The 18,013-nt window shown below is 73.0% G+C and carries 13 protein-coding genes; 11 read left to right on the top strand and 2 right to left on the bottom strand.

Annotated features, from left to right (window positions below; genetic code table 11):
• Positions 1-306 precede the first annotated feature (306 nt).
• From BX285_RS21755 to BX285_RS21745, 3 genes are all read left to right on the top strand, one after another.
• A complete protein-coding gene (locus BX285_RS21755) occupies positions 307-1,758 on the top strand; it encodes a GH1 family beta-glucosidase (protein WP_097240494.1) in 1,452 nt (483 codons plus the stop codon).
• A 214-nt stretch (positions 1,759-1,972) separates the two neighbouring features.
• Complete coding sequence (locus tag BX285_RS21750) at positions 1,973-3,223, top strand: arsenic transporter (RefSeq protein ID WP_121177792.1); 1,251 nt, start codon at positions 1,973-1,975, stop codon at positions 3,221-3,223.
• Positions 3,224-3,300: 77 nt separating this feature from the next.
• Positions 3,301-3,789 (top strand): universal stress protein, encoded by a 489-nt coding sequence (locus BX285_RS21745; protein WP_097239522.1) that lies wholly within the window; start codon positions 3,301-3,303, stop codon positions 3,787-3,789.
• Between the two features lie 22 nt (positions 3,790-3,811).
• Here BX285_RS21745 and BX285_RS21740 read toward each other — a convergent pair whose 3' ends face one another.
• Positions 3,812-4,789, bottom strand: a complete 978-nt coding sequence (locus BX285_RS21740) for a glycoside hydrolase family 6 protein (RefSeq protein ID WP_121176587.1) — start codon at positions 4,787-4,789, stop codon at positions 3,812-3,814.
• A 296-nt stretch (positions 4,790-5,085) separates the two neighbouring features.
• On the opposite strand from BX285_RS21740, the gene BX285_RS21735 reads away from it, so the two are divergent.
• A complete protein-coding gene (locus tag BX285_RS21735) occupies positions 5,086-6,108 on the top strand; it encodes a LacI family DNA-binding transcriptional regulator (RefSeq protein WP_259470629.1) in 1,023 nt (340 codons plus the stop codon).
• A gap of 114 nt (positions 6,109-6,222) precedes the next feature.
• Here BX285_RS21735 and BX285_RS21730 read toward each other — a convergent pair whose 3' ends face one another.
• Complete coding sequence (locus BX285_RS21730; RefSeq protein ID WP_121176582.1) at positions 6,223-9,216, bottom strand: glycoside hydrolase family 48 protein; 2,994 nt, start codon at positions 9,214-9,216, stop codon at positions 6,223-6,225.
• Positions 9,217-9,638: 422 nt separating this feature from the next.
• Between BX285_RS21730 and BX285_RS39255 the strand changes: the two genes are divergently transcribed.
• From BX285_RS39255 to BX285_RS21695, 7 genes are all read left to right on the top strand, one after another.
• Entirely contained in the window at positions 9,639-11,648 is a 2,010-nt protein-coding gene (locus BX285_RS39255) for a glycoside hydrolase family 6 protein (RefSeq protein ID WP_121176580.1), read from the top strand.
• A 73-nt stretch (positions 11,649-11,721) separates the two neighbouring features.
• Entirely contained in the window at positions 11,722-13,266 is a 1,545-nt protein-coding gene (locus tag BX285_RS21720; RefSeq protein WP_121176577.1) for a cellulase family glycosylhydrolase, read from the top strand.
• Positions 13,267-13,369: 103 nt separating this feature from the next.
• Complete coding sequence (locus BX285_RS21715) at positions 13,370-14,374, top strand: LacI family DNA-binding transcriptional regulator (protein WP_097239517.1); 1,005 nt, start codon at positions 13,370-13,372, stop codon at positions 14,372-14,374.
• Positions 14,375-14,566: 192 nt separating this feature from the next.
• Positions 14,567-15,496, top strand: a complete 930-nt coding sequence (locus tag BX285_RS21710; RefSeq protein WP_121176574.1) for an ABC transporter ATP-binding protein — start codon at positions 14,567-14,569, stop codon at positions 15,494-15,496.
• Positions 15,493-16,239, top strand: coding sequence for an ABC transporter permease (locus BX285_RS21705; protein ID WP_218893143.1), 747 nt, complete (start codon positions 15,493-15,495; stop codon positions 16,237-16,239). Before BX285_RS21710 ends, BX285_RS21705 begins: the two co-directional genes overlap by 4 nt.
• Before the next feature lie 46 nt (positions 16,240-16,285).
• Positions 16,286-17,407: a sensor histidine kinase gene (locus tag BX285_RS21700; RefSeq protein WP_183107129.1), complete on the top strand. Its 1,122-nt coding sequence runs from the start codon at positions 16,286-16,288 to the stop codon at positions 17,405-17,407.
• Entirely contained in the window at positions 17,404-18,006 is a 603-nt protein-coding gene (locus BX285_RS21695; protein ID WP_097239514.1) for a response regulator transcription factor, read from the top strand. The genes BX285_RS21700 and BX285_RS21695 overlap by 4 nt, the downstream gene beginning before the upstream one ends.
• Positions 18,007-18,013: the final 7 nt, after the last annotated feature.

Genomic DNA, 18,013 nt, shown 5'->3' with positions numbered 1-18,013 from the left:
TTGAGGTGCCCCGAGTCTTCCAGGCGCTTGTACGCGCACCGCTTTGCTGAACAGCTCTGAGATCGCCGGAACCCGGTGCCGCCACGTCGCATCCCTGATCGGGAGGGAGGTGGCGTCGAGCTGCCAACAGCGGGGCGGCCGAGGGCAATTCGGCGTCTTCCCTTGACACCGGATCAGCTGAGGCAGGAACCTTCCGCGTGTGACGTGGGAGCGCTCCCACGTGTGCCGTCGGCTCGTCGTCAGGAGCAACCCGTGTCCCTTCCCCCCGACCGCCCGCTCCCCCAGGCCCCGTCCCAGGACGCCGCGCTGCCCCGCTTCCCGGCCGGCTTCCTCTGGGGCTCGGCCACCTCCGCCTACCAGGTGGAGGGTGCCACCACCGAGGACGGCCGCACCGCCTCGATCTGGGACACCTTCTGCCGCACCCCCGGCAAGGTCTTCCAGGGCCACACCGGCGACGTCGCGGTCGACCACTACCACCGCTTCCGCGAGGACGTCCGGCTGATGGCCGAGCTCGGACTGACCGCCTACCGCTTCTCCGTCTCCTGGCCGCGCGTCCAGCCCGCCGGCCGCGGCCCGGCCTCCCAGCGGGGCCTGGACTTCTACCGCCGCCTCGCCGACGAACTGCTCGCCGCCGGGATCACACCCGTCGCCACGCTCTACCACTGGGACCTCCCGCAGGAACTGGAGTCGGCCGGTGGCTGGCCCGAGCGCGCGACCGCCGAGCGGTTCGCCGAGTACGCCGCGCTGACGGGCGAGGCCCTCGGCGACCGGATCGGTCAGTGGACCACCCTCAACGAGCCCTGGTGCAGCGCCTTCCTCGGCTACGGGTCCGGCGTCCACGCCCCCGGCCGGACCGACCCGGTGGACGCCCTGCGGGCCGCCCACCACCTCAACCTCGGTCACGGCCTGGCCGTCACGGCGCTGCGCGGTGTGCTGCCCGCCGGGGCCCAGCTGTCCGTGTCGCTCAACCTGCACGTCCTGCGCCCGCTCACCGCCTCCGACGCCGACCGGGACGCGGTGCGCCGCATCGACGCCGTCGGCAACCGGGTGTTCCTCGGCCCGATGCTGGAGGGCGCCTACCCGGAGGACCTGCTGGCCGACACGGCCCACCTCACCGACTGGGCCTTCGTCCGGGCGGGCGACGAGAAGGAGATCCACCAGCCGCCGGACTGGCTGGGCGTCAACTACTACACGCCCACTGTCGTCTCCGCGACCGCCGAGGGCAGCGCCCCCGCCCGCGAGGACGGCCACGGCGGCGGCACCGCCTCGCCCTGGCCGGGGGCGGACCTGGTCGGGTTCCACCCGGCCCCGGGCGAGCGGACCGCGATGGGCTGGACCGTCGACCCCTCCGGTCTGCACCAGCTGCTGGCCGGCCTCGCCCAGCGGTACCCGCAGCTGCCGCTGGTGGTCACCGAGAACGGTGCCGCCTACCCCGACGAGGTCGGCGCGGACGGCACGGTCGAGGACCCGGACCGCACCGCCTACCTCCACGGCCACCTGGCGGCCGTCCACCGCGCCCTGGCCGACGGCGCCGACGTGCGCGGCTACTTCGCCTGGTCGCTGCTGGACAACTTCGAGTGGGCGTACGGCTACGACAAGCGCTTCGGCCTGGTCCACGTCGACTACTCCACCCTGGTCCGCACCCCGAAGGCCAGCGCCCGCTGGTACACCCGGGTGGCCCGCAGCGGCGAGCTGCACCCGCCGTCCGCGCCACCGAGCGGTGACGCCGCCCGACCCACGGAGCGCGACCACCCGTGAACCGCCTCCGGCCACTGCGCCGCGTCCCCGTGCGGGGCCCGCACCGGGGCGCCGTGCGGTGGCGCGGCGCAGTGGTCCGGTCGGCCGTCGGCTCGGAGCGCCTTGCGTCCACCGGGTGGGCAGCGCGTACGGTTGGCCCGCACCGACCGGCCGTGACCTGGCGCTTGCGGTCGGTTTGCGTGTCCCGTCACCGTCGCCTGCAAGGAGCAGACCCCTGAGTACGTCGTTCGCGGAAGCACTGTCCATCGGGTTGCTGGCGCTGGTGCTGGTCTGCGCGGTGGTACGGCCCTGGGGGTGGCCGGAGGCGGTGGTCGCGGTTCCCGCGGCCGGGCTGGTGGTCGCCACCGGCGCGATCTCGCCGGCGCACGCGGTGGCCGAGGCGGAGCGGCTCGGGCCGGTGATCGGCTTCCTCGCCGCCGTCCTGGTGCTGGCGCAGCTGTGCGACGACGAGGGCCTGTTCCGCGCCTGCGGGGCGTGGATGGCGCGGACGTCCGCCGGAAGCCCGCGACGGTTGCTGGCGCAGGTGTTCGTGGTCGCCTCGGTGGTCACGGCGGTGCTCAGCCTGGACGCGACCGTGGTGCTGCTGACGCCGGTGGTGTTCGTGACGGCGGCCCGGCTGGGCGCCCGGCCCAGGCCGCACGTCTACGCCTGCACCCATCTGTCGAACACGGCCTCGCTGCTGCTGCCGGTCTCCAACCTCACCAACCTGCTGGCCTTCGCCGCCAGCGGGCTGAGCTTCACCCGGTTCGCCGCGCTGATGGCACTGCCGTGGCTGGCGGCCATCGCCGTCGAGTACGCGGTGCTGCGCCGGTTCTTCGCCGCCGACCTGGAGGCGGGCGCCCCGGCTGGGGACGCGGTGACGGCACCGGAGATGCCGCTGTTCGCGCTCGTCACCGTGATCTGCACACTCGCCGGGTTCGTCCTCACCTCGGTCATCGGTATCGATCCGGCCTGGGCGGCGCTGGCCGGAGCCCTCGCGCTGGCCGGGCGGGCGCTGGTGCAGCGGCGCACCACCCCGTTGGCGATCGTGCGCTCGGCCGCGGTGCCGTTCCTGGCCTTCGTGCTGGCGCTCGGCATCGTGGTCCGGGCCGTCGTCGACAACGGGCTGGCGTCCGCGCTCGGACACCTCGTCCCGCACGGCACCTCACTGGCCGCGCTGCTCGGCACGGCGGCGCTGGCGGCGGTGCTGGCGAACGTCATCAACAACCTGCCCGCCACCCTGGTGCTGTTGCCGTTGGCCGTCCCGTCCGGCGCCGGGGCGGTGCTGGCGGTCCTGCTCGGGGTGAACATCGGCCCCAACCTCACCTACGCCGGCTCGCTGGCCACCCTGTTGTGGCGGCGCATCGTCCGCGAGCACGACACCGACATCGGCCTGGGCGAGTTCACCCGGCTCGGGCTGCTCGTCGTGCCCGCCGCCCTGGTCGTGTCCGTGGTGGCACTGTGGGGGTCGCTGCAGCTCTTCTGAGCAGGACGTCCGAGCCAGGACTTCCGAGCAGGTCCGCCGGGTACCAGGATCACCCGGACCATGAGGAGGATGAGCCCGTGACCGTCGTCGTCTGGATCACCGAAGGCACCTGGCCCGCCTGTGTGGACGCCGCCCGCGCGCACGCGCCGCAGGACGCGGAGCTCGTCCTGCTCCACGTCAGCGGCCAGGAGGTGCCGGGTGTCGCGCACGGCGCCTTCGCCGGCCTGCTCGGCCGCGGGCACCGCGAGCGGGACCCGGGCACCCGGGTGGAGGCCCTGGCGGCGGTCTCCGCCCGGCAGCTCCTGGACGCCGCGGCCGGGCGCCTGGGCCGACCGTGTACCCGCACGGAGCGCACCGGGCGGGTCGAGCGCGAGGTCGTCGCGGCCGCCGAGGGCGCCGAACTGCTGATCCTCGCGCGCGACGGCGACCGCACCCGCCTCGGGCCGCACAGTCTCGGCCCCGCGACCCGTTTCGTGGTCGATCACGCGCCCTGTCCCGTGCTGCTGGTCTGGCCGGAACCGGCACCCGGCACCGCGACCATCCCTTCCCCGCCTGACCGGCCGTAGTGGCGCCCTCGGTCGGTGGCCGTCAGTAGCCGTAGATCATCTTGTAGGCGACCTCGGGCAGGAACTGTCCGGCGCTCGATCCGGCTCCCGTGCCGCAGTTGCCGTCGGACTCACCCGGCGCCTTGATCCACAGCAGCATCTCGGCGCCGCCGCCCCACTGCGTGGGCGTGCCGATCCTGCGCCCGGCCGGGTTGCACCAGGCGCCGTCGGATCCGTTGCCGTTGCGGCTGGTGTCGACGACGAACGGCTTGGTGAACCCCTTCATCGACTGCAGGGATGCGTTGACGGCGTTGCCGTACGCGGTGTTCTGCGCGGTGGTGACGAAGTTGGAGACGTTCAGCGAGAACCCGTGGGCTCCGCTCACCCCGGCGTCGACCAGGTGCCGGGCCATGGTGTCGGCGCTCAGCCAGGCGGGGTTGCCGGCGTCCAGGTAGAGCCGGGTGTTCGGGGCCTTGGCGGCGAACTGCGTGATGGCGTTGCGCAGCATCGCGTTGCGCTGGGCGATCTGGGCGGCGCTCATGCAGCTCTCGTCGCCGAGCGAGTCGGGTTCGAGCACGACCACCGCCGGCCTGTTGCCGATGCCACTGGCGAAGGCGGCGATCCAGGTGGCGTAGTCGGCGGGGCTGCCCGCGCCGCCGCCGGACTGGCCGGCGCAGATGTCCCGGTCGGGGATGTTGTAGGCCACCAGGATCGGCAGTTTGCCCTTGGCGGCGGCCGCGCCGACGTAGGCCCCGGTCGCCGTCCCGATGGCACCGCTCCAGTTGCCGAACCAGCGCGCCGTCGGCACGTTGGCGATCGACGCCTGGATCGCGGGGGCGCGGCCGTCGGCGCGGTTGGCGTTGACCCACTGCTGCGCGCTGGAGTCCGGGTCCACGTAGAAGCCGTCGGTCAGGGTGGGGACGGGCGCGACGGCGAGGGCGGTCGAGGGCTGGGCCACGACCGCCAGGGCGGTCAGTACGGGGGCCAGGAGCAGGGAGAGTCGGCGGATCGGTCGGTTCACGGGAGGGGTTCCTTCGCTTCGGGGGGTGGGGCCGGAGGGAGGTCGTGGGGGTGACGGTCGGATGCGGTCGGCCGGCGGGGTGGACCGGGGTGGGCCGCATCGTTCGAATGTTTCGAGCGCGTTACCGAATGTTGTGGGCAACCTAGAGCCGGACTGATGGCCCGTCAAGGGTTCCTGCGGGGATCCGCCCCTGCCCGTCGGCGGGCCGGCATCCGTGCGGTACGGTCGCCCGCGGCTGCGCTACGACAGCCACCCACGACGGAGTTCGCCCAGCAGGGGCAGTGCAGGAGGAACCCGTGGACAGAGCGGCCACGCTCGCCGAGATCGCGCAGGAGGCAGGGGTCTCCGCACCGACTGTTTCGAAAGTCCTGAACGGGCGCGCCGATGTCGCCCAGGCCACCCGGGAGCGGGTGGAGGAACTGCTGCACCGGCACGGCTACCGGCGGCGCGGCAACCGGCAGGCGAGCCCGCTGCTGGAGCTGGTCTTCCACGAGCTGGAGAGCGCCTGGGCGGTGGAGGTGATCCGCGGCGTCGAGAACGCGGTCCGCGAGGAGGGGCTGAGCATCGTGCTCTCCGAGTCCGCCGAGCGGCACGGCCCCGGCCAGTCCTGGGTGGACGGGGTGCTCGCCCGCCGCCCCACCGGCGTGGTGCTGGTGCTCTCCGACCTGGACCGCTCGCTGCGCGAACAACTCGCGCGCCGGGACATCCCGTTCGTGGTGATGGACCCGGCCGGCGACCCGGGCCAGGACGTGCCCGCCGTCGGCACCACCAACTGGGACGGCGGCCTCGCCGCCACCCGGCACCTGCTCGACCTCGGCCACCGCCGGATCGGCCTGATCGGCGGCCCCGCCCGGATGATGTGCAGCCGGGCCCGGACCGACGGCTACCGGGCGGCGCTCGACATGGCGGGCATCCCGTACGACCCGGAGTTGGTCCGCGAAGGCGACTTCCACCACGAGTCCGGACACCGGCTCGGCCTGGATCTCCTGGCCCTGCGGGACCGGCCTACCGCCGTGTTCGCCGGCAACGACCTGCAGGCGCTCGGCCTGTACGAGGCCGCCCGGGAACGGGGACTGCGCATCCCGGAGGACCTTGCCGTGGTCGGCTTCGACGACCTGCCGCTGGCCCGCTGGGTGGGCCCGCCGCTGACCACGGTGCGCCAGCCGCTGACCGAGATGGCCGAGACGGCGACCCGCCTGGTGATCGACCTGGCCCGCGGGGTGCGGCCCGGCACGCTGCGGGTGGACCTGGCCACCAGCCTGGTCGTGCGCAGCAGCACTGCCCCGCCGCGCCCGCCGCGAACGGTGGACGGGCCGTAGGGTCCGTTTCGCAGGTCTTTCGGCAGCACGCGGATCGACGCCCGCGCCCGGGCCCCGCAGGCGTGCGCGGGGCCCGGGCGCGGGCTTGGGCGTGGGCGTGGGCGGGTGCCCCGCTCAGCTGCCCGGGTTCACCGTCGGGAACAGCTGGGCGAAGGTGTCGAAGGCGGTGGCGATGTCCGCCTCGGCCCAGAACCGGTGGTAGGTGAAGCTCGGCGCGGCGCCCCCGTCGAGGTAGCTCTGCACCTTGGACCACTGCGGGTCGCCGGTGTACCAGGGGCGGATGGACAGGAAGGTGTTGCTCGCCGAACTGATCTTGGTGCCGTCCGGGTACGTGCCGCTCCAGCCGGGCGGCACGTACAGCCCCGCGTGGGTGGTCGGCGAGTACGCCTGGGTGAAGCGGCTGTAGTCGGTGCGGGTCTCGGCGGCCGAGTAGCCCAGGCTGTCGGCGTACTTGGCGTGCAGGGTGTCCAGGATGTTCTGGGCGAACTTCCGGGCACCGGCGCTACCGGACTTGGCCGCGTAGTACGCGAGGGTCTTGGCGAGCGAGCCGGCCACGCCGACGTCGGTGGCGGTGCCGCTCGCGGTGACGTGGAGGCCCGCGTTGCCGCCGGGGCTGGTGGAGCTCCAGGTGTCGGGGGCACCGGTCCAGGAGAGCTTGTCGGGCGTGGTCAGGGTGCCGGTGGCGGGGTCCGCCTTGGAGACGGACATCGCCCAGGGGATCCACTTGTCGAGGATGGCCTTCGCCCGGGTGTCGCCGGTGGCGTAGTAGTACTCGGCGAACCGCTCCATCGACCAGGTCTGGAAGCCGAACCACTGGTTGGACGCCGGGTCGTGGTACTCGGGCTGCCAGTCGTAGTACAGGCCGTAGAAGGTCGGGTCGCCGGCGGGCGGTGCCGCGTCGTCGCCGTAGTTCCCGCCCCAGCTGTTGGTGGCGCCGCCGGCGATGCCGCCCTCGGTGGACTGCAGCCACTGGAAGAACTGGAGCTGCTTGTCCAGGCTGCCCGCCCAGTCGGTGGCACCGCTCGGCGAGAGCGGTTTCAGCCCGGGGTCGTTGGCGAGGACCCAGGCGGCCATCGGGTTCTGGTAGCCCTGGTGGGCGGCGGAGCCGGAGATCCGCCAGGACCAGCTGCCGTCGGCGGCCCCGCCCCAGGCGAAGTACCAGGTGAGCAGGCCGAGTTGCTCGTTCGCCTTGGACGTCCCGCCCGGGCAGCTGGTGGAGCCGAGGCAGTTTCCCGCCTGCTTGAAGTACTTGTCGTAGAGCGAGTAGCGCAGGTAGTCGCCGAGCTTGGCGGCCTTGGCGAGGGTCGCGGTGATGGCCGCGCTCTTGCCCTGCGACTTCGCGAACTGCTCCGCCCAGTAGGCGGCCTGGACCAGCCGGGCGTCCGCGTCGGGTGCGTCGGTGTACTTGTACTGCTTGCTGTAGTTCCCGCCGCCGTCGTTGTACAGGCTGAGGAAGCCGGAGCTGCTGCTGCCGTACTTGAACACGTCGCAGTCGGGCTGCGGAACCGTCTCCCAGACCGACTCCTCCGGGCCGCGCTGGAAGGTGTTGATGAAGCTGGGCTTGCTGGTGCCGTCCTCGCACTGCCCGAAGCCGTACTTGTTGTCGGTGTCGAGCAGCCAGGCCGGGGCGTACACGTCCGGGGTGCCGTAGGTGCTGTTCAGCTCGCCGGAGAGCGGGTCGGTGCCGACCGGCACGCTGCTGTTCAACTTGACCGGGTACTGGTCGGGTTGGGCCTTCTCGGCGCCGTAGGTGCCGGGCTTGGCCGGGTTGTAGGTGCTCTGGCCGGGCTGCTGGGTGTGACTGGGAATCAGGTACGTCTCCAGGTTCGTCCAGGCGTTGTTGAAGGGCGTCCAGTCGCCGGTGACCCGTCCGTAGTCGGCCTCCAGCCACAGCCAGTAGCTGTAGGTCTCGGAGGTGGTCTCGTGGCCGTAGTCGGGAGCCTCCACGATCAGCGTCTCGACCGAGTGGTACGGGATGCCCTGGGGGCTGAAGTACCCGTTCGCAGGGTTCTTGATCTTGCTGTAGAGGTCCAGGAAGTACTGGTCGTAGCCCGAGCTCTTCGCCGCCTCGGTCACCGTGACGGCGCCGGAGCCGAAGCCGGTCGCGGAGGCGGTGAAGGTGGCGGTGCCGCCGACCTGGGCGGCGTCGGTGCCGGCCGCGACGGTGACGGTCTGCGGGACGTTCCAGTTGGCGGGGGTGAAGGTGAGGGAGGCACCGGAGGTGACGCTGAGGTCCGGGTCGCTGCCCGACCGGGCCACCGTCACCTTGGTGTCGGCGCTCGGCGCCTGGGAGAGCGCGACGGTGAAGGTGCCGCTGCTCCCCTGCTGGACGGCGAGCGTAGCCGGGCTGACCAGGACGCTCGCACCGGCCACCTTGATCGCGACCGGAGCGGAGGTCGTGGTCGCCCCGGCGTCGTCGGTGGCGACGGCGGTGACCGAGTAGTCGCCCGCCGCCACGTTCGCCCAGTCGGCGCTGTAGGGCGCGGTGCCGGTGCTGCCGATCAGGGTGTTGCTGCCGGCCCCGGTCGAGGCGTAGAAGTCGACCTTCGCGACGGTGCCGTCCGCGTCGGCCGCCGTGGCGGCCAGCTTCACGGTGGAGCCCGGGGTGAAGGTCTGCCCGGCGGCCGGGGAGGTGAGCGAGACGGTCGGGGCCTGGTTGGCACCGCGGCAGGGGGTGCCGTTGAGGGTGAAGGTGGTGGGGGCGGTGTTGGGGCCGGTGTAGGAGAAGTTGGCGCTGGTGGTGTAGCCGGTGCCGGGGTTGATGGTGGGGGCGTAGGAGGGGTTGGTGACGGTGACGGTGTGTCCGGTCTGGGTCCAGGTGCCGTTCCAGCCGTTCTGGAGGGTCTGGTTGCCGGGGTAGGTGTAGCCGAGGGTCCAGCCGTTGATGGGGGTGGTGCCGGTGTCGGTGATGGTGAGGTTGGCGGTGAAGCCGCTGCCCCAGTCGTTGCCGACCGCGTACGTCACGTTGCAGGAAAGACCGGTGGCGGGGGCCGCCGAGGCGGTGGGCACGGTGAGGGCGCCGCCCGCCGCGCCGGTCAGGGCCAGCGCGGTGGCCGTCGCGGTGATGGTGAGCCGGTTGCCCCTGGCCCGCAGGGTGTTGCGTCGCATGCGCGTCCTCCAGATGGGTGGGGTTCCGCCGCGCGGGTGGGGAGGCGCGGCGGACGGAGGTGTGGCGACATCGTGGGGTGGCGTGCCCGGCTTGGGAAGCGCCCGTCGGGCTCGGCAGCGCCGCCCGACGGGTCCACCGGAGGGGAGCACGGCGGCGACCAGCACGGACCCCCGGTCCCGGGGTGGCGGGCCGCCCGGCTCGACGGCGTGTAAGTTACAGCGGCTTGTGGGAGCGCTCCCGCATCTATTGACGGCGTTTCTCACACCCTGGCTTGATGTGAAGGGGATCGCGGCGCCCCGACTGGGCGCGTTCCCACCCGATTTCCGCGATCCGTTCCGCGCGCCCGTTCCGCGAACCCGTTCCGCGATCTCCCGTTCCGCGAACCCGTCAGGACTCCCCACCCAGCCGAAAGGACCCGGACGTGTCCCATCCCGTCCTGCGTCGCCTGCGCACGGCAGCGGCCGCCACGCTGCTCGGCGCCACCGGCCTGCTGCCGAACATCGGAGCCGCCACCCCTGCCCACGCCGCTCCCGCCCCCGCGGCCGGCATCCACGTCACCAACCCGTTCGCCGGTGCGACCGGCTACCTCAACCCCGACTTCGCCACCGAGGTCAAGGCCCAGGCCACCGCCGACGGCGGCGCGCTGGGCGCACTCGAAACCCAGGTCGCCGCCAACCCCACCGCCGTCTGGATGGACCACATCGGCGCGATCGCCGGCGACGCCACCCACCTCGGCCTCCAGGCCCACCTGGACCACGCGCTCGCCCAGCAACAGCAGTCCGGCGCACCGGTCGTCTTCCAGGTCGTCATCTACGACCTGCCGGGGCGGGACTGCGCCGCCATCGCCTCCAACGGCGAACTCCCCGCCACAGCCGCCGGGTTGACCACCTACCAGACGCAGTACGTCGACCCGATCGCGGCCGTCCTGGCCAACCCGAAGTACGCCGGCCTCCGGGTGGCGGCCATCATCGAGCCGGACTCGCTGCCCAACGCCGTCACCAACCAGTCCAAGCCGACCTGCGCCACCGCCACCCCGTACTACGAGACGGGCATCGAGTACGCCCTCAACAAGCTGCACGCGATCCCCAACGTGTACAACTACCTGGATATCGGCCACGCGGGCTGGCTCGGCTGGTCCACCAACATGGTGCCGGCGGGCAAGGAGTACGCCAAGGTCGCCCAGGCCACCACCGCCGGGTTCGCCAGCATCGACGGCTTCATCAGCGACACCGCCAACACCACGCCGCTCACCGAGCCGTTCCTCACCGACCCGGAGCTCACGGTCGGCGGACAGCCGCTCAAGTCGGCCAACTTCTACCAGTACAACCCCGCGTTCGACGAGTACCACTACGACACCGCGATGTACTCCACCCTGGTGTCCAACGGGTTCCCGAGCACCATCGGCATGCTGGTCGACACCTCGCGCAACGGCTGGGGCGGCCCGGCCCGGCCCACTGCGCTCAACTCCTCCCCCACCACGGTGGACGCGTACGTCGCGGCCAACCGGGTCGACCGCAAGCCCTTCCGCGGCGACTGGTGCAACGTCAACGGCGCGGGCATCGGCGCCCGTCCGCAGTCCCAGCCGTACGGCGCGGGCAGCCCGATCATCGCGTTCCTGTGGGTCAAGCCGCCGGGTGAGTCGGACGGCGACTACCCGGACGCCACCCACCCGCACGGCGACCCGCACTGCGACCCCAACGGCACCCAGACCGACGGGAACGGCAACACCTACCCCACCGACTCCATGCCCGACGGCAACGTCCCGGCCGGACAGTGGTTCCCCGCGCAGTTCCGGCAGCTGGTGCAGAACGCCTACCCGGCGTTCGGCAGCACCGGCGGCGGCACCGGCCCGACCGCGCCGGGCGCCCTGACCGTCACCGGCACCACCAGCAGCAGCGTCTCGCTCGGCTGGACGGCGTCCACCGACCCGGCCGGCGTGACCGGCTACACGGTGTACCGCAACGGCGCCAAGGTCGCCACCGTGACCGGCACCAGCTACACCGACTCCGGGCTCTCGCCCGCCACCGCGTACCAGTACACCGTCACCGCGCAGGACGCGGCCGGGAACGTCTCCCCCGCCTCCGCAGCGGTGACCGCCACCACGGCGACCTCGGGCGGTGGCAGCAGCAGCGGCTGCTCCGCCACCTACGCGGTCGCCAACGACTGGGGCAGCGGCTTCACGGCCAACGTGACCGTCACCAACACCGGCACCGCGGCTACCAAGTCCTGGACCGTCACCTGGAGTTGGGCCGGTAACCAGCAGATCACCAACAGCTGGAACGCCACCACCGCCCAGAGCGGCAGCGCGGTCACGGCCACCAGCCAGTCGTACAACGGCGCGCTGGCGCCGAACGCCACCACCAGCTTCGGCTTCCAGGCGACCTCCGCGGGCGGCAACACCGCTCCGTCGCTGACCTGCACCGCGAGCTGACCTCACCCGGCCGGGGCCGCACCGGCGGCCCCGGCCCCCACCCCGGCCCCGGCCCACCCCCGAGGAGCTCGGCATGCCCGGAACCGCACCTCCCCGTACCACCGCCGCCCTGGCGGCCGCCACCGCCGCGTGCGCCGCCCTGGCCGTACTCCCCCTCGCCGCCTCGGCGGCCCCCGCCACCGGTCTTTCCTGCAACGTGACGTACGCCGTCGGCAACGACTGGGGCAGCGGCTTCACCGCCAACCTCACCATCACCGACACCGGCACCACCCCCATCAACGGCTGGACCCTCGGCTACACCTACCCCGGCAACCAGACCCTCCAGAACGGCTGGAACGGCACCTGGACCCAGACCGGATACACCGTCACCGTCACCAACCCCTCCTACGCCCCCACCATCAACCCCGGCACCGGCTACACCACCAGCGCCAACTTCTCCTACACCGGCCCCAACACCGCCCCCACCACCTTCACCCTCAACGGCACCCCCTGCGGGCCGCAGTCGACCCCCTCGCCGAGCCCCACCCCCACCCCGACCCCCACTCCGCCGCCGAGCGGCCCGGCCCCGGCCGTGCACGTCTCGGGCAGCACGCTGGCGAAGGCCGACGGCACCCCGATCACCCTGCACGGGGTCAACCGCTCCGGCGCCGAGTTCATGTGCGTCCAGGGCCACGGCATCTTCGACGGCCCGGCCGACCAGGCCTCCGTCACCGCGATGAAGTCCTGGCGCGTCAACGCCGTCCGCGTCCCGCTCAACGAGGACTGCTGGCTCGGCCACCCCAACGTCGACCCCGCCTACGCCGGCCAGGCCTACATCGACGCGGTGCGCGGCTACGTCGACCTGCTGCACCGCAACGGCCTGGTGGCGATCCTCGACCTGCACTGGACCGACGGCGCGTACACCGGCCCGTCCGCGGGCTGCTCCGACGCCGACGCCACCTGCCAGAAACCGATGCCGGACGCCGCCGGCGCGCTCCCGTTCTGGACCTCGGTCGCGCGGACCTTCAAGGGCGACGACGCGACCGTCTTCGACCTGTTCAACGAGCCGTACCCGTCACGCGCCACCGGGAGCGAGGACAGCGGCTGGGCCTGCTGGCGGGACGGCGGCAGCTGCCCGGGGATCGGCTTCCGAGTCGCCGGCATGCAGGCGATGGTCGACGCAGTGCGCTCGACCGGCGCGGACAACGTCCTGATGCTGGGCGGTCTGGAGTACGCCAACGACCTCACCCGGTGGGCCGCTTACCAGCCGGCCGATCCCCTGCACAACCTGGCCGCGTCCTGGCACTCGTACAACTTCAACAGCTGCAGCACCGGCTCCTGCTGGGACGCGCAGATCGGCCCGCTGGCAACCCAGGTGCCCGTCGTGGCCGGCGAGTTGGGCGAGAACGACTGCGCGCACGGCTATCTGGACACCCTGCTGCCGTGGCTGGACCGGCACGGCGTCTCCTATCTCGCCTGGACCTGGAACATCTGGGACTGCAGCAGCGGCCCGGCGCTGATCAGCTCCTACGACGGCACGCCGACGGCCTTCGGCGCCGGCTACCGCGCCCACCTGACCGACCTGACCGACCTGACCGGCCTGACCGACCTGACCGGCTCAGGGCGTCGGATCCCTTGACGCGGGTCGTTCAACCGACCAAGCTGACACACGTGGTGGCCTGCTGTGGGGCGCAGGTCCGGGGTGCGGTTCCCGTGTCGAGGATCGATCCAGGACGGCCTCCGTGTCCCAGCCCTTCCCGAGCACCGACCCCGCTCCGACCCTGGCCGAGGTAGCCCGCCGGGCCGGTGTCTCCATCGCGACCGCCTCCCGCGTGCTGAACCGTTCCGCCCGGGTCTCCGCCGAGGTGGCGGCCCGGGTGGAACGGGCGGCGCGCGAGTTGGCGTACGTCCGCCGCCGGGCAGCCAGTGCCCGGGGGACGGGCGTGGTGGCCGTCGTGGTCTTCGCCGATCCGCTGCAGTACCACGCGGACACCTTCCCGGTCCGGCTGCTGACCGGGCTTCGGCGCTCCCTGCCGGGCGCGGAGCGGGAGTTGGCCGTCTTCACGGTGCCCAGGCGCTCCCGGCGGCCGCCGCTGGTGCGCTACCTGTGCGGCGGCCACGTCGACGGCGTGCTGCTGGTCGGCCCCTGGGGGGACACCGCGCTCATCCGGCTGCTGCACGCCGCCCGGGTCCCCGTGGTGGCGCTGGGCCGGCCGCCGGAGCCGGGCACGGTGGCGTTCGTGGACGCGGACAACCTCACCGGCGCCAGGGAGGCGGTACGGCGGCTGTGCGCATCCGGGCGGCGGACGGTGGCCACCATCGCCGGGCCGCCGGACACCGCCGCCGGGGCGGACCGGCTGGCCGGCTACCACCAGGCGATGGCCGGGTCGGCCGCGGTCCGGCCCGCCGTGGCGTACGGCGACTTCAGCAGCGCCTCCGCTGAGCACGCGATGCAGTGGCTGCTGGACCAGCGCCCCGAGCTGGACGCCGTGTTCGCCGCCTCCGACCAGATGGCCGCGGGAGCCCTCAGGACCCTGCGCCGGCACGGCCTGCGGGTGCCCGAGGACGTGGCGCTGATCGGCTTCGACGACGCCCCCGTCGCGGCGCGCTGCCGCCCGGGGCTGACCACCGTGCGCCAACCGGTGGAGGAACTCGGAGCCCGCGCCCTGGAGTTGCTGCTGCGCAACCCGGCACCATGCGAATCGGTGGTGCTCCCCACCCGGCTGGTCGTCCGGGCTTCGGGGTGAACGCGCCCGGCACCTCCCCCGTCCTCGGCACCGGACAGGCCCTTGTGGGTTCACCAGCCCCCGCTATAGTGCGGGCACGCCCCATCGCCGCTCCCGAGGACGCCCGGGCCGGCCGGGGTTGACATTTGTCATCTCGGGCTGGTGACGGGGCGGCACTGCCGAGCGCCGTCACCGGCCGGGAGTCTGGTGACCATGGAGACGACACAGGCGGTGCTGACGGCCGAAAGCCTGCGGTACCGGTACGGAGAGACGGTGGCGCTGGACGGCGTGGACCTGCGGGTCGACCCGGGAGAGTGCGTCGCGCTGCTCGGACCCAACGGGGCCGGCAAGTCGACGCTGGTGATGCTCGCGGTCGGGCTGCTCGCACCGCAGCAGGGCACCGTGCGGATCCTGGGCGGCGATCCGCGCCGCGCGAAGACCCGCCGGCACCTGGGCGTGGCGCAGCAGACCCTGGGATTCCCGAGCACGCTGACCGTCAGCGAGCTGGTGGGCGGCGCCGCCGTCCGCGGCGGGCTGCGGGCCGCGGCGGCCGGCCCGGTCCTGGCGGAACTCGGGCTCACCGAGCTGGCGCGCAGACGGGCGTCGAAACTCTCCGGCGGCCAGAAGCAACGCGTGCAGCTGGCGATGGCCCTGGTCACCGACCCGGCCCTGCTGGTGCTGGACGAACCGACGGTCGGCCTGGACACGCAGGCCCGGCGGCACTTCTGGCAGATCCTGGCCCAACGCCGGGCGCAGGGCACCGCCGTGCTGGTGACCACGCACCTGATCGAGGAGTCGGGCACGGTCGCGGACCGGGTGGTGGTGCTCGACCGCGGTCGGATCCTGGCGGACGCTCCGCCGCAGGAGCTCGTCTCCCGGTTGCCGGACCGCACGGTGACCGTCCGCACCGCCCTCGACCCGGACGGACTGGAGCGGCTGCCGGGCGTGCTCCGGGTCGGCCGGGAACGCGATCTGGTGACGATCCAGACCCGTTCGCCGGAGCAGCTGCTGCGCCTGCTGCTGGAACAGGATCCGGAGTTGTCGGAACTGCGGGTGCAGGACGTCGGTCTGGCGGAGGCCGTGGTCGCACTGACCGACCACCGTGAGCCGTCGGAGAACCCCCGGGAAGGCAGGGCGGCATGAGCGTGCTGATGGGACGGGTCTTCCTTGGCGAGCTGCGGGACGAACTCCGCTCGATCGTGCGGGAACCCACCTCGTTATTCTTCGGCGTCCTGATGCCGGTCGGGTTCTTCGTGCTGTTCAACCTGCTGTACGGGCACGACGCCGTGCAGGGCCTCTCGGCCGGTACGGCGATGGTGGCCACGTTCGGCACCTACGGCGTGATCACGGTGGCTTCGCTGCAGCCGGGGGTCGGGGTCGCCCAGGACCGGGACCTGGGCTGGCTGCGCATGAAGCGGGTGTCCGCGGTGCCGATCTGGATCAGCCTCGCAGCCAAGGCCACCGCCGCGCTCCTCTACGGGGTGGGCGTGCTGGTGCTGATGGGGGTGGCGGCCGCGGCGTTCGGCACGCTCCACGCCTCGCCCTGGGCGCTGGCGCGGGTGGCGCTGGTGCTCCTGCTCGGCAGCGTCCCGTTCACGCTGTTCAGCGTGGCGGTCGGTTTCCGGTTCCGCCCGGGTGCGGCGATCGCGCTGCTCAACGCGGTGCTGTTCCCGCTGGCGGTGCTGTCCGGGTTGTGGATCCCGATCCGGCTGCTGCCCTCGGCCGTGCGGGAGATCGCCGAGTTCCTGCCCACCTACCACCTCGCCCAACTCGGGCTCGCCCAGCTCGGTGACGGCACCGCGCTGATCCATGTGCTCGCCCTGGTGGTCACCACGGTGGTGGCGGCCGGTGCGGCGGCGACCTCCTACCGGCACGCGCGGCTGTGACGCCCATGCGACCCGGCCCGACCATCGGAACCGACCTGGACGAGACGTGAACACGAGCGACTTCGACGGCACCGCCGCCCGGTCCGTGGCCGAGCGGCTGCGGACCTGGGAGTGGATCTACCTCGGCTACCTGCTGTTCCTGCCGGCGCAGCCGTACTTCTCGCCGGACCCGGCGTGGTGGGAGTGGCCGCTGACGATCACGGTGTGCGCGGCCACGGTCCTGCTGTACGCGCTGGCCCTGCTGCGGGGCCCGTCCGGGTGGAACCTCTGGGCGTCGCTGGTCCCGATGGCCGTGCTCGGCGCGCTGGCCACGCCGTTCAACGCCGCCGCGAGCGTGCTGTTCATCTACGCCGCGGCCGCCGCGGGCAACGCGCTGCCGTGGCCCGTCGCGCGGCGGTGGTTCACCGCGCTGACCGTCCTGGACTGCGTCACGGCGCTGCTGTCGCAGGTGCCGCTCCTCTACCGGCTGCTGGGCTTCGCGTCGGCGCTCGTCATGGTCTGGGTGGTCGGGCTGCTCGAACTCCAGCAGCGCGACCGTCGGCAGGAGCTGGAGAACCAGCGGCTGCGGACCTCGCAGGTCGAACTGCTCGCGACGCTGGCGGAGCGCGAACGGATCGCGCGTGACCTGCACGACCTGCTCGGGCATTCGCTGACCGCCGTGGTGATGCGCGCCCAGCTCACCAAGGAGCTGGTGCTCGCCGATCCGCAGCGGGCGCGCGCCGAGGCCGAAGAGATCGAGCGCAACGCGCGGGAGGCGCTGGCCGCGGTGCGCAGCACGGTCACCGGCTGGCGGCGGACCAGCATCCGCGCGGAGCTGGAGGTGGCCCGGCGTACGCTGGCCGGGACCGGGGTGGCCCTGCAGGTGAGCTGCGCGGAGGAGCCGGCCCTGGTCGCGGCGACCGAGCACGAACTGGGGCTGGCGCTGCGGGAGGCGGTGACGAACGTGGCCCGGCACGCGCGGGCCTCCACCTGCCGCATCGGGCTGGACACGGACGGGGAAAGGGTGCGCTTGGTGATCGCGGACGACGGGATCGGCGGCGACGCCGCGGAGGGCACGGGGCTGACCGGGCTCCGGGAGCGGGTCGCGCGCCTCGGCGGCGCGGTGCAGCGCTCCGGGTCGGCGGGGACGACGCTGACCATCACGGTGCCGAAGGCGGTGGCCGGATGATCCGGGTGGTGCTGGCCGAGGACCAGGGCATGGTGCTGGGCGCGTTCGCGTCCCTGCTGGACCTCCAGGCGGACATCACGGTGGTGGCGACCGCGACCAACGGCGACGACGCCCTCCTCGCGGTGCGCGAGCACCGGCCGGACGTGCTGGTGACCGACATCGAGATGCCCGGCCGTACCGGTCTCGACCTGGCCGTGGAGCTGAACCGGCTGGGCGACCCGACCCGGGTGCTGATCGTGACCACGTTCGCGCGCAGCGGCTACCTGCGGCGCGCGGTGGATGCGGGGGTGGCCGGGTACGTGCTCAAGGACGCGCCGATCGGTGAGCTGGCGGCGGCGCTGCGCCGGGTGCACGCGGGCGAGCGGGTGGTCGCGCCCGAACTGGCGGTGGCCGCCTGGGACGCGGCCGATCCGCTGACGGAGCGGGAACGCGAGCTGCTGCGGGCGGTCGCCGAGGGGGCCGGCAATGCCGCGATCGCGGCGCGCCTGTGCCTGGCCGAGGGGACCGTCCGCAACTACCTGTCCAGTGCGATGGCCAAGTTGGGTGCGCGCAACCGGACCGAGGCGGCCACGATCGCGCGCACCCGCGGCTGGCTCTGAACGCGGG

Source organism: Streptomyces sp. 1114.5, assembly GCF_003635085.1.
Classification (GTDB): Bacteria; Actinomycetota; Actinomycetes; order Streptomycetales; family Streptomycetaceae; genus Kitasatospora.
This window is presented reverse-complemented; position numbering and strand designations above follow the sequence as displayed.

Coding starts and splice junctions, on each gene's coding strand:
- BX285_RS21710 (WP_121176574.1), top strand. CDS start 14,567: ATGGAGACGACACAGGCGGTGCTGACGGCCGAAAGCCTGCGGTACCGG.
- BX285_RS21730 (WP_121176582.1), bottom strand. CDS start 9,216: ATGCGACGCAACACCCTGCGGGCCAGGGGCAACCGGCTCACCATCACC.
- BX285_RS21705 (WP_218893143.1), top strand. CDS start 15,493: ATGAGCGTGCTGATGGGACGGGTCTTCCTTGGCGAGCTGCGGGACGAA.
- BX285_RS21720 (WP_121176577.1), top strand. CDS start 11,722: ATGCCCGGAACCGCACCTCCCCGTACCACCGCCGCCCTGGCGGCCGCC.
- BX285_RS21695 (WP_097239514.1), top strand. CDS start 17,404: ATGATCCGGGTGGTGCTGGCCGAGGACCAGGGCATGGTGCTGGGCGCG.